Origin of the sequence: Pseudomonas sp. GW531-T4 (genome assembly GCF_017349615.1) — a bacterium.
Classification (GTDB): Bacteria; Pseudomonadota; Gammaproteobacteria; order Pseudomonadales; family Pseudomonadaceae; genus Aquipseudomonas; species Aquipseudomonas chlororaphis_I.
The window spans coordinates 22,824-36,054 of the sequence record NZ_JACMZT010000031.1 but is presented as its reverse complement, the minus strand read 5'-3'; the positions used below and the strand labels follow the sequence as shown (position 1 = coordinate 36,054).

10 protein-coding genes and 1 tRNA gene are annotated in these 13,231 nt (G+C 63.1%); 2 read left to right on the top strand and 9 right to left on the bottom strand.

The features are described 5' to 3' along the window. Positions 1–25: 25 nt before the first annotated feature. The 6 genes from J4D28_RS21985 to J4D28_RS21960 form a co-directional block, all read right to left on the bottom strand. Complete coding sequence (locus J4D28_RS21985) at positions 26–3,313, bottom strand: autotransporter outer membrane beta-barrel domain-containing protein (protein WP_009047471.1); 3,288 nt, start codon at positions 3,311–3,313, stop codon at positions 26–28. A 540-nt stretch (positions 3,314–3,853) separates the two neighbouring features. Further along, positions 3,854–3,927, bottom strand: a tRNA-Gly gene (locus J4D28_RS21980). Between the two features lie 202 nt (positions 3,928–4,129). After that, entirely contained in the window at positions 4,130–5,014 is an 885-nt protein-coding gene (locus tag J4D28_RS21975; RefSeq protein WP_009047472.1) for an alpha/beta fold hydrolase, read from the bottom strand. 353 nt (positions 5,015–5,367) lie between these two features. Continuing rightward, positions 5,368–6,060 carry a pseudouridine synthase gene (locus tag J4D28_RS21970; RefSeq protein WP_009047473.1) on the bottom strand — a complete coding sequence of 231 codons (693 nt, stop codon included), beginning with the start codon at positions 6,058–6,060 and terminating at the stop codon, positions 5,368–5,370. Positions 6,061–6,093: 33 nt separating this feature from the next. Then, positions 6,094–6,312 carry a cysteine-rich CWC family protein gene (locus tag J4D28_RS21965; RefSeq protein ID WP_028681772.1) on the bottom strand — a complete coding sequence of 73 codons (219 nt, stop codon included), beginning with the start codon at positions 6,310–6,312 and terminating at the stop codon, positions 6,094–6,096. A 7-nt stretch (positions 6,313–6,319) separates the two neighbouring features. Then, complete coding sequence (locus J4D28_RS21960; protein ID WP_103331530.1) at positions 6,320–7,807, bottom strand: sensor domain-containing diguanylate cyclase; 1,488 nt, start codon at positions 7,805–7,807, stop codon at positions 6,320–6,322. Between the two features lie 272 nt (positions 7,808–8,079). Between J4D28_RS21960 and J4D28_RS21955 the strand changes: the two genes are divergently transcribed. Then, positions 8,080–8,526 (top strand): hypothetical protein, encoded by a 447-nt coding sequence (locus J4D28_RS21955; protein ID WP_009047476.1) that lies wholly within the window; start codon positions 8,080–8,082, stop codon positions 8,524–8,526. A gap of 57 nt (positions 8,527–8,583) precedes the next feature. Here J4D28_RS21955 and J4D28_RS21950 read toward each other — a convergent pair whose 3' ends face one another. After that, positions 8,584–9,696, bottom strand: coding sequence for an enoyl-CoA hydratase/isomerase family protein (locus tag J4D28_RS21950; RefSeq protein WP_009047477.1), 1,113 nt, complete (start codon positions 9,694–9,696; stop codon positions 8,584–8,586). A 131-nt stretch (positions 9,697–9,827) separates the two neighbouring features. Between J4D28_RS21950 and ung the strand changes: the two genes are divergently transcribed. Beyond that, complete coding sequence (gene ung, locus J4D28_RS21945; RefSeq protein WP_009047478.1) at positions 9,828–10,520, top strand: uracil-DNA glycosylase; 693 nt, start codon at positions 9,828–9,830, stop codon at positions 10,518–10,520. Positions 10,521–10,692: 172 nt separating this feature from the next. Here the strand turns inward: ung and J4D28_RS21940 are convergent, their stop codons facing one another. Further along, positions 10,693–11,724: an AbrB family transcriptional regulator gene (locus tag J4D28_RS21940; protein WP_009047479.1), complete on the bottom strand. Its 1,032-nt coding sequence runs from the start codon at positions 11,722–11,724 to the stop codon at positions 10,693–10,695. Then, complete coding sequence (locus tag J4D28_RS21935; RefSeq protein ID WP_007930213.1) at positions 11,717–13,231, bottom strand: tripartite tricarboxylate transporter permease; 1,515 nt, start codon at positions 13,229–13,231, stop codon at positions 11,717–11,719. Before J4D28_RS21935 ends, J4D28_RS21940 begins: the two co-directional genes overlap by 8 nt.

The following is a 13,231-nucleotide window of genomic DNA, read 5'->3' as shown; positions in this document are numbered from 1 at the left end:
GAGTGCGTCGACTCAAAGAGAGCTGTCACCACGTATACCGGTAGCCGGCGCTGACCGACCAGGGTTTATCCAGCTTCGAGCCGTTGGCGTATTCATAGTCGGCATAGACGCGGTGGCTGGCACCCAGCGCGGCAGCGATGCCCAGGCCCAGCTCGGTACGGCCACCGGACAGGTCGGTGCGGGTGGCGATGCCGTTGGTGCGCACCGTACTTTTGCCGTTGAACTCCTGCGCACGGCCTACCTTGACATAGGGTTGGATAAAATCTGCGTTGGCCAGTTCGATGCGGCGACCCAGCGCGGAGCCTGCCCGTAATTGCAGTGAATTGCCGGCTCCCGCCGAAACGTCGAGCCCGTTGCTGGCTCGATAGTTATCGCCGTTGACGTGGACGACCGCCATGCCAGCCTGCGGCTCCACGAACCAGCCCTCGCCCAATTGCAGCTGGCGCCCCGCTTCGAGGGTGGCGCCGATGGCGTTCTGGGACGTTTTGCCTTTCACCCTTTGGCCATCGGTGGCCTCCACCTTGAAGTCCTGCTGTATACGGTTGGCCTTGAGCACGCCATCGACGTACCAACCGGAATCCGCCAACCAGGTGGTATAAGCGCCCAGGTGATAGCTGTTGGCACTGCCCGAGCCATCGCCCGAGAAGTGGCGGTCGGCGGAGCTGTAGCCGGCGATGCCGCCGATGTACCAACGGCCATCCTCGACCGGCAGGGATTTGTCGGCGCCGATTTGCATCCCGCTGACGGTCTGTTCGAATGCTCGCGCTCCATGGTTATCGAGCTTCTGACGCTCGCCAAAGCTGCGTATCCAGAGCCCGTCTTGATCCTTGCCCTGACGCAGCTCGCCCATGCGCCTGGCCAGCGTGCCTGACTCCGCATGCCAGATCGCCTGCGCGGTGCTGGCGGCCGAGGTGTTGATCGCCGCGTTGGCAGCCGTCGACAAATGTTCCGGCCGCGGCTTGTCAGGGCCAGGGGGAGTGACCGGTGGCGGATCGACGGGGAGAGGCGGAACCGGTGGCGGCAGCACAGGCGGGGGCTCCACGGGAGGCGGAGTTACTGGAGGGGGGATTATCGCAGGAGGCTCGACCGGGGCGTTTCGTCCGGTATTCAACAGCCTCCAGTCCGTAGGTCGGCCGCCTGCGCTGTCATCGCGCTTGAGCTCATAACGGTAGGTCCCGACGTCCACGACCTGGCCCCTGTTGGCCAACGAGAAGGAGCCTGGACCGCCTTCGGTCTGGATAAGCTTCAGGGCGCCATTGGCCGTCGCAGGTTCGGTCCCGCTGTTGGCCACCAGTACGCGGTGATTGCCCTCGACGGTGCCTGCGACACGCAGCAGGTCACCCTGGCCGGAGCCGATGTCGGTGCGCATTTCGAACAGGCCGCCACCCTTGAGATTGCCGCTGATGTCCAGCGTCTTGAAATCGCTTCCTGGGGTGTCGAAGGAAACGCTGCCCGTCGTGTCCAGGTCCGCTACTGCCGAGTTGCCGCGCACGCGCCAGACACTGCTGTCGTCGATGCTCAGTTTGTCCACGGTCCGCCCGTTCCGATCGAGCAGTGCGCCGGTCAGCATGGAATGGTCCTGCAAGCTCAGGCTCGCCGATCCGCTATCGATCGCTACATCGCCTTCGAGGCGGCTGCGCAGTGCATTGAGCTGCACGTTACGTGCGGCGATGTTCAGCTTGGCGTTGTCGCTGCCGGTCCATTCATCCAGTTGCAGGAGGGTGCCATTGCCGCCATTTCGCGATTTGCCGATGACCATACTATCGACCAGGTTCGCTGTCAGGCCGGAACCTTCGACGGTGATGCCATGCCCATCCTCGGTTTCGATATGGCTGTTGCGGATGGTGACTTCATTGTCGACTCCAGCCTTCATCGAGTAGGCCATTAAGCCGGCAGCGCCCGTACCGCTGGTGCGCATGTCAACGCCGTCCAGCGTGACCGTTGCGCCGCTGTTGCCCATCCTCAAGCCGGTGGCGAAATCTCCCGTGGTGCGTACTGTCGTCCCCGTGGCCTGCAGGCGACCGCCATTGACCAGCATGCCGTAGGCGGTCTTCCCATGGGTGGTCACCGAACCGCCTTCGAACGCGATATCGGACACAGCGGTACGCGACACCACACCGATGGCCGCCTGACCAAAGGTCTCGATGGCAACGTTACGGAGCGTACTGGTCGCGCGGCCGCCACTGCCGGTCCAGGCTTCGGATGAGTAGAGACCGTGGCCGCTGGTCCCGTGGGTGGTGATCGAACCGCCGTCCATGGTGAAAGTACCCGCGCGGTTGTCGACACCCACGCCATTGGCGCCGGTCATCTCGATGGTCGAGTCCTTGACGGATACGACCGCCTTGCTCGGCAGCCAGATGCCTGAAACCTGGGAACCGTTGCTGTCGATCTGTACGCGTTCCAGGGTGGCGCGACTCTCACTTTGTGCGTTGAGGCCATAGCCCGCCTCGGAATGAATCTTCACATCGGTCAACTTGGCCGTGGATTGGGTGATGCTGGCCCCCGAAGCGCTGCCCAGGTGAACACCGGAACTATAGGCGTCGATGGTGCTTTGGGAGAGCGAAAGCGTTCCCCCGGATGTCTCGATACCCCTTCCGCGGAGCGTGCGGATATCGGTATGGGTCGCAGTGACCGAGCCACGGTTGATCATGATGCCTCTGCTGCCCCATTGCGTGGCAGTGTCGTTGGCATTCAGCCTGGCCTTGTCCAGGACGATACTCCCACCGTCCTCGGCATTGACCGCGGCGGCTTCCGCTCCCCAGGCGGTAATTTCCAAGCCTTGAGCGGTAATTGTCGAACCTGCTCCCGCACTATTCAGGCCATGGGCGCCATAGCCCCGGGCGCTGATCGTCCCCCCGGTGACTTCGGCCTGGCCGCCCTCGCGGGCGTATACGCCGTGGGATTCCTGTCCTTCGGTGGTGATCGTGTTGCCATTCAGGACGGCTTTGCTGCCGGCGTCCTGCACCACTACGCCTTGGGCATTGCGGTAGCCCTGGGTGTTGATCGTGCTATTGGACAGGTCCAGTGTCCCGCCCGATCTCAGGGTAATACCCGTGGCCCCGACTCCCGTATCGGCGATCCCGGATTCGATGCTGACGCGATCGCCCGCGAGAGCGTTGCCGGCCCCACTGATAAGGATGGCTGGAGCGACTTGCCGATTGACCACCGTATCGCCGGGATCGAGCAGCATGGATTCGCCATTGGGCGAGGACAGGTCGATGCTGGGATAGGTGGCCGCTGCCGCGGTCATGGAGAGTGACGGGAACAACACCGCCAGGATGGCGAGAGAGAGGCGAGTCGGCTTCAGTGTCATGGAGTAGGGCTCCGCTGGACGCCGCTCCACACGAATTATCGAATCATCAGACTGCGATATTGATGGATTTCATTCGTACAGAATCGATGGGCGTGAAGGGTTGGCAGGAGTGTCTCGACTGCGCCGACTCCACGAGTCGTCAACGATTCGTGAGTGTGCGGCGAGTTCGAATGCGCAATTCTCCCCGCCGTTTCTGCACTGAGAACATAAGAAGGTTCTTAAAAACGGCCTTGTATGACACGGCGGCCAGAGCGTGTTTTTCCCGGCTCCCGCAGCGCTTCCAACGCAGGCAATGGCTGCCCCGCCGCGGCGTAACCCTTCAGTGGCTGCCAATACAATCGGGCAAACCATGGCTGCGACAAGGATGTTCGTTGAGATGTTTCAGTAATATCTGACGCGGCAGGCCCAACAGAACCATCACGCTGGTGTGGGCTGGAAGTCTTGGTCGATTGGGGGAGATGGGGTTTTGCGTGTCTGCCTGGTAGTAGCGGCGTTTCCAGGCTCGTCCGCCTTGGGTCGAGACGTCCCGGAATGGGGAAGTGGAGCGGGTGAAGGGAATCGAACCCTCGTTATCAGCTTGGGAAGCTGGAGTAATGCCATTATACGACACCCGCTCGGAGCGGCTGACTTTGTACCAGAAGTGCGCGCGGATTTGAAGTTTTTCTTTGCCGGGCCTGTGTCTGCGAGGCGGCGGGAGACGTGCACGGGCACGCTTCTACGCCGTCATCGCGGTGACGGGGCGAAGACCGTCTTGCGGTCTATCGCGAGCAAGCTCGCTCCTGCGGCAGGGGACGAGTTGCTCGCGATGACGCCACTTCAGATAGCCAGGGCATGGTGGTCCTGCAGGTAGTGATAACGCGGGCGACTGGTGTGCTGGGTCGGTTTGAGAAACCCCATCAGCGCGTTGCGGCTGTCCCGGCAGGCGGCCTTGTGTTCCATGTCGAGGAAGTGCCCGGCGGCCTGGATGGTGCTGAACGTCGAGTGCCGGACATGGTTGCCGAACAGCCGGGCATCATTGGCGGCGGTGTATTCGTCCCATTCGCCGTTCATGAACAGCACCGGTACGTCGATGTTCTTCGCCGCTTTCAGGTAGCACTGGCGGTCGCTGTTGAGGACATGGCTGATGTGGAAGTGCATCTGCCCGTATTCATGCTCGGCCAGGGTGCTGACGTGGCGATAGTTGAAGCGCTTGAACAGCGACGGCAGGTGCTTGCCGATGGTCTCGTTGACCAGGTGCCCGACCCGGTCGCGGTCCAGGCTGCCGAGGTAATCGACACCGCGTTCGAGGTAGTCGCGCATCGGCTCGTTGATCACTGGCGAGAACGAGCTGATCACCGCCTTTTCGATGCGTCGCGGGCGCTGTGCCAGGGCGAGCAGCGTCGGCGCGCCACCCCAGGAAAACGACATCACATGCTCGGCGGCGAAGTGGTCGATCAGTTCCAGGAGGATCTGTCCTTCGACTTCCTTGGTGAGCATTTTCTCGTGTCTGTTGTGGGCTTTCGAACGACCGGCGTAGGGCTGGTCGTAGAGCACAACGTTGAACTGCGGATGCAGGTTCTTCACGGTCTGCGCAAAAGACGCAGTGGTGGCCATTGAGCCGTTGACCAGAATGATGGTCTTTTCTGCGGCATCTGCGCGATAGAACTCCGTGTAAACCCGATACTGACCTTGTATATCCAGCACAGCGATTTCTGGCCTCATGTCATAAGACTCCTGGCAAGCGGGTATGCGCGCAACCGAGGGTGCACGAGATTTGTGACAGGTAGGCATACGCCTGGAATTTTTGAGCCCATGTCGATCCGCAACAGATGGTCGACGGGTGTTGTTATAGGCGGGCAATTTGCCGGACAACAGGAATGAGCACAGGCGGCTCGGACGGCAAAGGATTTCTTAGAAGTATGTTCGTGACTCATCGGTCACATTTCGGCCGACGGACTGATTCAAGCAGGGAGAACGCCGTCTCGCAAGTGCCGTTGGTAAATTGTTCGACAACTTTCGGCTGAATGGTCATCGCATCGTCGATGGCTTACAGCGGCTACAGAAATTGTAGGTGCTCAGATCAGGCGGATTTCTTCATCGGTCAGCGGCCGGTACTCGCCGGGCGCCAGGTTTTCGTCGAGGGCCAGCGGTCCCATGCGTTCGCGGTGCAGGCGCAAGACCTTGTTGTCGAAATGGCCGAACATGCGTTTGACCTGGTGGTAGCGGCCTTCGACGATGCTCAGCCGCGCGCACCGGGGGCCCAGGATCTGCAGCTCGGCGGGCAGGGTGGTGAGGTCCTCGAAGGCGAAGTACAGGCCCCGGGCGAAGGTCTCGGCGTACTCCGGGCCTATGTCCTGTTCGGTCTCGACGTAATAACGCTTCGGCAGTTTGGTCTGCGGCTGGGTCAGGCGTCGCGACCAGTTGCCGTCGTTGGTGAGGATCAATAAACCGGTGGTGTTGTAGTCCAGGCGCCCGGCGATGTGCAGCTCGTGTTTGTCCGGTTCGTCCAGCAGGTCGAGCACGGTGCGGTGTTCGGGATCGCGGGTGGCGCTGACGCAGCCCATGGGTTTGTGCAGCATGAAATAGCGCGGCGGCTTGCCGGCCTGCAGCACTTCGTCGTCGAGCTCGACCCGGCTGAATTCGCGCACCTCGGCGTGGGGATCGCTGACCACCTGGCCGTCGATGCGGATGCGCTTTGCCACCAGCAACAGGCGCACCTGCTGACGATTGAAGCGGGGCAGGTTACTGAGGAAGCGGTCAACGCGCATGGCTATCGGCAGGCTGGCAAAGGGCTGCGCATCTTACGGGATCGGCCTGGCGGCCGCTTGCAGTTGCGCCTCGACCCGGGCGCAGCGCGGACACAGGCAGGCACGATCGCGCAGCTCCGGCGGCAGCGCCTGGAGCACCGCCGGATCGATGCTCACGCTGTAGCACCAGCAGGCCTGGTCGGCGGTACGCGGGTCGGCCTTGCTGCAGTCGTTGCGGGCGCCGCAGGCCGGGCAGAGGCTGGGGCTGTTCAGGGTCGGTTCATTCATAACGGGAGTGAGGCATTTCCACGCAGGTTCGGTTACGGCCAGTCTGCTTGGCACGGTACATCGCATGGTCGGCGCGCGACAGCAGGCTGTGCAGGGTATCGTCCGCCTGCAGCGTGGTCACGCCGATACTGACGGTCAGCTGCATGTTCTTGCCCTCATAGGCGTAGCGCTGTTGCTCGATCAGCAGGCGGATTTTCTCGGCAATCTTCAGCGCCGTGGCGCTGTCGGTGTCCTTGAGCAGCACGATGAACTCTTCGCCGCCCCAACGGCAAACGATATCGGATTTGCGCAGGCAGCTTTCCAGGTGCCGGGCGAAGCCGCTCAGCACCTGGTCGCCGGCGAGGTGGCCGTAGGTGTCGTTGAGGCGTTTGAAGTGATCCAGATCCAGCAGCAGCGCGGTCAGCGGCTTGGGCTCGCGCTGGGCTTCGAGCATGGCCTGGGCGGCCAGCAGGTCGAAGCCGCGGCGGCTGTGCAGGCCGGTGAGGCTGTCGAGGGTGGCCTGGGTTTCGATCTTGCGCTGGAAGCGCCTGACCACGCCGTTGAGCAGGGCCAGCACGATCAGGGTGATGACCAGGCAGATCAGCAGGTTGAGGTACAGCGAGCGGCGGATATCGCCCAGGGCGCTGCCCTCGTGCTTGTCGACGAACAGGTACCAATTCAGCTCGGGAATGAAACGCACATTGAGGAAGTGCCGCTGGTCTGGGGCGCTGTACTCGTAGCTGCCGCTGTGAGGCTTGGGCAGCCTGGCCTGCAGGTCGCGCAGGTTTTCCAGTTCGGACAGCGATTGGCCGGCCCGCGCGCCCTGCGGACCGCCTTCGGCCCCGGTGAGGACGATCCGGCCCTGGGTATCGACGAAATACACACTGCGCTGATAACGCTGCTGGTAGCGGTCGATCAGCTTGACCACCGTATCGACCTTGAGGCCGACACCGGCGACGCCGATGAAATTGTCCTGGTAGTCGTAGACCTTGTAATTGATGAAAAACGTCAGGTTGTTCTGGTTGGCCTGGTCCGGATCGACGTTGATTTCATACGGGGTGGCCATGTCGCGGACGCGGAAATACCAGGCGTCGGGAGGGGTATCAGGGGCGATTTTTTTCAGCACGCCCTTGGCGTGGTAGTAGGTCAGGGTGCTGTTGGAGACGAAGAACGCGGTGTAGGCGCCGTAGTGGGTCATGACTTCGTTGAGGTAGCGGGTCATCTGCTCGGGATCGCGTTCGCCACTCATCACCCAGTCGCGCATGAAGGTATCGCGGGACATCATCGAAGAAATCAGGATCGGTCGTACCAGGTCTTTCTGGATCTCCGAATACACGGTGTCGGAAGTCAGCGGCAGCTCGGTGTTGACGATGTTGTCGCGGATCGAGGTTCGCGAGGCGTAATAGCTGAGCAAGGACGTGGCCATAAAACCGCCACCCAGCAGCACGATGAGCGTGATGATCAACCAGCGCTGCGAATACAGCGGGGAACTAAGCGGCATGGGCGATTCCCTGGCAGTGACCCGATGCAAGCATTCTAGTGGCTGCGTCGACGAGTAGCGGCGTGATTTGATAGCTCGCCAGCAATGGCCCGCAGCCAGCGAAAACCGGGCCTTCTCGGATCCAAAATCCTCGCCTGACGACTTGTATCAAGGTGTAACCAAAATCGCACCAGACCCGGTTTTCGCGGTCAGATATTCCGTCAGCCAGAACATCCTTGGCTGCCGCCGGCCAGCGTCGCTGGCATGGCCCATCAGCGGTCCAGGAGGCCGCCATGTATCGTCGAATTCTTCTCACTGCGTTCCTGGGTTTGGCTCTTTCTGCCTGCGTTCCCTATTACGACTACGACGGAGGTTCCACTTACTACCGCTCTGAGGTCTATACGACGCCGGCGCCGGTCTACTACGGCGGCTCCTATTATTCTTCCGGCCGCGGCTATTACGCGCCGCGTTATTACCAACCTGCGCCTCGCTACTATCAGCCAGCGCCCCGGTACTACCAGCCGCGGTATTACCAATCGGCTCCGCGTTACTACCAGTCGGCGCCGCGGGCGGTTTATCGCGCCTACCCGAACCGTGGCTGGGATGGCCACCGCCAGGGCTGGAACAACGACTATCGGCGTCATGACGGCCGCCGCGACCATGACGGCCGGCGTGGCGGTCGAGACTGGAGCGATCGCGGCCGCGACGATCACCGTCGTGACCGTCATCACAACCGCTGATCTGCCCACAACGAACAAGCGGCGCCTGGTGCGCCGCTTTTTTCATGGCGGGCTTTTTTAGAAGTCCGACAGATCCGCCAAGGGGTGACGGCCTTCCCAGGCCTTGTGGAAATGCGCCTGCACCACGGCGGCGGGAACGCTGTTGATGTCCGGCCAGTGCCAGCGGGGCTTGTGGTCCTTGTCGATCAAGCGCGCCCGCACCCCTTCGCTGAATTCAGGATGCCGGCAGCAGTTCAGGCTCAGGGTGTATTCCATCTGGAACACCTGGGCCAGGGACAGGTGCCGGGCCCGCTGGATCTGTTCCCAGACCAGGCAGGCGGTCAGCGGGCAGCCCTCGCCGAGGGTTTTCGCCGCCCGCGCGAGCAGGGCATCCGAGTGATTGTGCAGCTGGCTGATGGCGCGCCAGGCACAGCGTACGTCGCTGACGTCCAGCCACTCGTCGATCTGCTGGCGCCGTGGCAACCATTGGGCCGCGGGCATCTGCTCCATGGCCTCCTGTTGCAGGGCCTTGAGCAGGCTGTTGAGCTGCATCGGCGTCTGCTCCTGCCAGTTGAGCTGCAGCAGCCCGTCGATCAACGCTTCCTGCTGGTCGTCCCGCAGGAAGCGGTCGGCCAGGCCCAGGTCGATGGCGTCGCGACCGTTCATATGCGCGCCGGTCAGGCCGAGGAACAGCCCGAGCTTGCCCGGCAGGCGCGAGAGGAACCAGCTGGCGCCGACATCCGGGTACAGGCCGATGCTGATTTCCGGCATCGCCAGGCGGCTGCTCGGTGTGACGATACGAATGCTGGCGCCTTGCAGCAGGCCCAGGCCGCCACCGAGCACATAGCCGTGGCCCCAGCAGATCAGCGGTTTCGGGTAGGTGTGCAGGCGGTAGTCGAGGCGGTATTCCGCGGCGAAGAACTGCCCGGCCAGCGGCGGTACTTCGCCGGGGTGGGCCAGGCAGGCCTGGACCAGGCTGCGCACTTCGCCGCCGGCGCAAAAGGCCTTGGCGCCGTTGCCGCGCAACAGCACACAGACCACCTGCGGGTCCTTGGCCCAGGCTTCCAGGCGGTCGCTCAACAGATGGATCATCGGCAGGGACAAGGCGTTGAGGGATTGTTCGGCATCCAGGCTGGCAATTGCGATGCGTGCGCCATCGGTGCCGGTGAGTTCTTCGAAGTGCAGATTCATCGTGACCTCGATCGGGAATTTGAGCGTTCAGTATGATCGCTATAGGCGAAAGTGGCGGTTCTGCGTCAGATCAATTGACAAGCGTGGTGGGCTTTCCTAGGGTGCGCCCATTGATTTTACCGGGTGCAACCATGACCGATGACGACCGTATCAAACTCGAACCCAGCTGGAAGCAGGCGCTGCGTGCCGAATTCGACCAGCCTTACATGGCGGAGTTGCGCGAGTTCCTGCGTCAGGAACATGCCGCCGGCAAGGAGATCTATCCGCCGGGCCCGTTGATCTTCAACGCGCTGAATTCCACGCCGCTGGACAAGGTCAAGGTGGTGATCCTCGGCCAGGACCCTTATCACGGCCCGGGCCAGGCCCACGGCCTGTGCTTCTCGGTGCAGCCCGGCGTACCGGCGCCGCCGTCCCTGGTGAACATCTATAAAGAGCTCAAGCGCGACCTGAACATCGACATGCCCAACCACGGCTACCTGCAGAGCTGGGCCGACCAGGGTGTGCTGATGCTCAACACGACCATGACCGTACAGCGGGCCAACGCCGCTTCCCACGCGGGCAGGGGCTGGCAGCATTTCACCGACCGGATCATCGAAGTGGTGAGCCAGCACCAGCCCCACCTGGTGTTCCTGCTGTGGGGTTCCCATGCCCAGAGCAAGCAGAAGCTGATCGATGCCACCAAGCATCTGGTGCTGACCTCGGTACACCCGTCGCCCCTGTCGGCGTACCGCGGCTTTATCGGTTGCGGGCATTTCAGCCGGACCAACAAATACCTCGAGCAGAATGGCGAGACGCCGATCGAATGGCGCTTGCCGCCGGTTTGATGGAGGGTTGAAGGCCGTCATCGCGGGTAAGCCCCGCTCCTACAGAAACAACGCCAAACCCTGTAGCCGCTGCCGCAGGCTGCGATAGGTCCGAAGGACCTCGGCGATTCTGTATATTGCGCCCCTTTCGGGGTCGATCGCAGCCTGCGGCAGCGGCTACGGGGGACCGGCTTCAGTCCGGTTTCTTGTCCCAATGCCGGAACAGCGGCTCGGCCAGAAACAGCACGAACAGCAAGCGCATCACCTGCATCGCCGTCACCAGCGGCACCGACAGTTGCAGGGTCTCGGCCGTCAGGCTCATTTCCGCGATACCGCCGGGCATCATGCCCAATGTCAGCGAACGCAAATCCAGATGAGTCAGGGCACTCAGGGCCACGGCCGCGAGGCTGGCGATCAGCATGGTCAGCGCCGTGCCGACCAGGGTGCGGCCCATGAACGAGGGCGCGCGGCGGAAGAACTGGCGATTGAAGTGACAGCCCAGGCCGCTGCCGATCAGCCACTGGCCGATCTGGCTGCCGCCGTCCGGCAGGCCGATGTGCAGGTCCCAGCCGATACTGACCGCGGCGCTGACCAGCAGCGGCCCGAAAAGCCAGGGGTTGGGCTGGCGCAGACGCTGCCAGAGCCAGGCGAGCAGGGCGCCCGCCGGAAACAATACCGCCAGCCAGCGCCAATCGACGCTGGCCGGATGCAATTGGGGCACGCCTTCACCCAACAGGTACTTGAAGGCCGCCGGTACACACAAGACCACCACCAGCACCCGCAGGCTCTGCCCGGCCGCCACACGGCTGAGCACCGCGCCGTTGCGCGCGCCGAGGTTGACCATCTCGCCGGAGCCGCCCGGCATGCTGGAGAAGAACGCGGTGGCCCGGTCCTCACCGGTGCGCCGCAGCAGCCAGACCCCGACCACGCTGGACAGGCTGGTGACCAGGGCACCGAAGAAGATCAGGCCGAAATGGCTCATGACCTGCTCCATCACCACCGGGGTGAAGTGCAGGCCGATGCCGATACCCACCACCCATTGCCCGCATTTGCGGCCGCCGGGAATTTCCCCCAGTTGCCAGGGCGTCAGGCAGCGCACCAGGATGATCGCCAGCAACGAGCCGACCATCCACGGCAGCGGCCAGCCGATCTGGCTGGCGAGGTAACCGCCGACCAGACCGACCAGGGGCGTACCCCACCACTGTTTGAAGCTGACCTCAGACATCGGCCACGGCGCGTTGCAGGGCCGAGCGCTTGCGCCAGATGCGGATCATCGGCATCAGCAGCATGATCACGGTCAGCACCCAGACGCCGACGGTGATCGGGCTGGACCAGAGGATCTCCATCGCGCCGTTGGAGATCGACAGCGCGCGACGCAGGTTCTGTTCCATCAGCCCGCCGAGGATAAAGCCCAGCAACACTGGCGACAGCGGGAAATCCAGCTTGCGCAGGATGTAGCCGAAGATGCCGATGCCGACCATCAGGAACAGGTCGAAGGTGGTGGCGTGCACCGCGTAGACGCCGATCCCGGTGATGATTGCGATCACCGGCACCAGGGCCCAGTTCGGCACGGCGAGGATGCGGGTGAAGACGCGGATCATCGGGATGTTGAGGATCACCAGCATGATGTTGGCGATGAACAGCGAGGCGATCAGGCCCCAGACGATGTCCGGTTGCTGCTGGAACAGCAGCGGGCCCGGGGTGATGTTGTACAGCGACAGGGCGCCGATCATCACCGCGGTGGTGCCCGAGCCCGGGACGCCGAGGGTCAGCATCGGCACCAGGGCGCCGCAGGCCGAGGCGCCGATCGCGGTTTCCGGAGCCGCCAGGCCGCGCTTGTCGCCCTGGCCGAACTTGCCGCTGGCGCCGGCGATGCGTTTTTCGGTCATGTAGGCCACGGCGCTGGCCAGGGTCGCGCCGGCACCCGGCAAGACGCCCATGATGAAGCCCAGCAAGCCGCAACGGATGTTCACCACGAACACCGACGCCGCTTCCTTGAAGTTGAACATCATGCGCCCGGTGGCTTTCACCGCTTCCTGGCCGCGATGGGTTTTTTCCAGCAGCAACAGGATCTCGCTGATGGAGAACAGGCCCAGTACCAGCACCACGAACTGGATGCCGTCGGTGAGGTGGATGTTGTCGCCGGTGAAGCGGTATACGCCGCTGTTGGCGTCGATGCCGACCGACGACAGGAACAGCCCGATCAGCGCGGCGATAAAGGTCTTGATCGGTCGGTCACCCGCCATGCCGCCGAGGCAGACAATGGCGAACACCATCAGCACGAAGTACTCCGCCGGGCCGAAGGCGATTGCCCATTTCGCCAGCAGCGGGGCGAACATCACCATGCCGCAGGTGGCGATGAAGGCGCCGATGAACGAGCTCCAGGCCGACAGCGACAAGGCCACCCCGGCCAGGCCCTGGCGCGCCATCGGGTAGCCGTCGAGGGTGGTCATCACGGTGGAGGCTTCGCCCGGGATGTTCAGCAGGATCGAACTGATCCGGCCGCCGTATTCGCAACCCAGGTACACCGCCGCCAGCAGGATCAGCGCCGACTCCGGTGGCAGGCCGAGGGCGAAGGCGATCGGGATCAGCAGCGCCACGCCGTTGATCGGGCCCAGGCCCGGGAGCAGGCCGACCACGGTGCCGATCAGGGTGCCGGTCAGGGCGGTGACCAGGTTGTAGGGGCTCAGCGCGACGCCGAAACCCTGGCCCAAATAGCCAAGCGTATCCAT

Bases quoted from the DNA above. Each gene is read 5' to 3' on its own strand.
- J4D28_RS21950 (WP_009047477.1), bottom strand. From the start codon at position 9,696: ATGAATCTGCACTTCGAAGAACTCACCGGCACCGATGGCGCACGCATC.
- ung (WP_009047478.1), top strand. From the start codon at position 9,828: ATGACCGATGACGACCGTATCAAACTCGAACCCAGCTGGAAGCAGGCG.
- J4D28_RS21975 (WP_009047472.1), bottom strand. From the start codon at position 5,014: ATGAGGCCAGAAATCGCTGTGCTGGATATACAAGGTCAGTATCGGGTT.
- J4D28_RS21955 (WP_009047476.1), top strand. From the start codon at position 8,080: ATGTATCGTCGAATTCTTCTCACTGCGTTCCTGGGTTTGGCTCTTTCT.
- J4D28_RS21960 (WP_103331530.1), bottom strand. From the start codon at position 7,807: ATGCCGCTTAGTTCCCCGCTGTATTCGCAGCGCTGGTTGATCATCACG.
- J4D28_RS21985 (WP_009047471.1), bottom strand. From the start codon at position 3,313: ATGACACTGAAGCCGACTCGCCTCTCTCTCGCCATCCTGGCGGTGTTG.
- J4D28_RS21940 (WP_009047479.1), bottom strand. From the start codon at position 11,724: ATGTCTGAGGTCAGCTTCAAACAGTGGTGGGGTACGCCCCTGGTCGGT.
- J4D28_RS21970 (WP_009047473.1), bottom strand. From the start codon at position 6,060: ATGCGCGTTGACCGCTTCCTCAGTAACCTGCCCCGCTTCAATCGTCAG.
- J4D28_RS21935 (WP_007930213.1), bottom strand. From the start codon at position 13,231: ATGGATACGCTTGGCTATTTGGGCCAGGGTTTCGGCGTCGCGCTGAGC.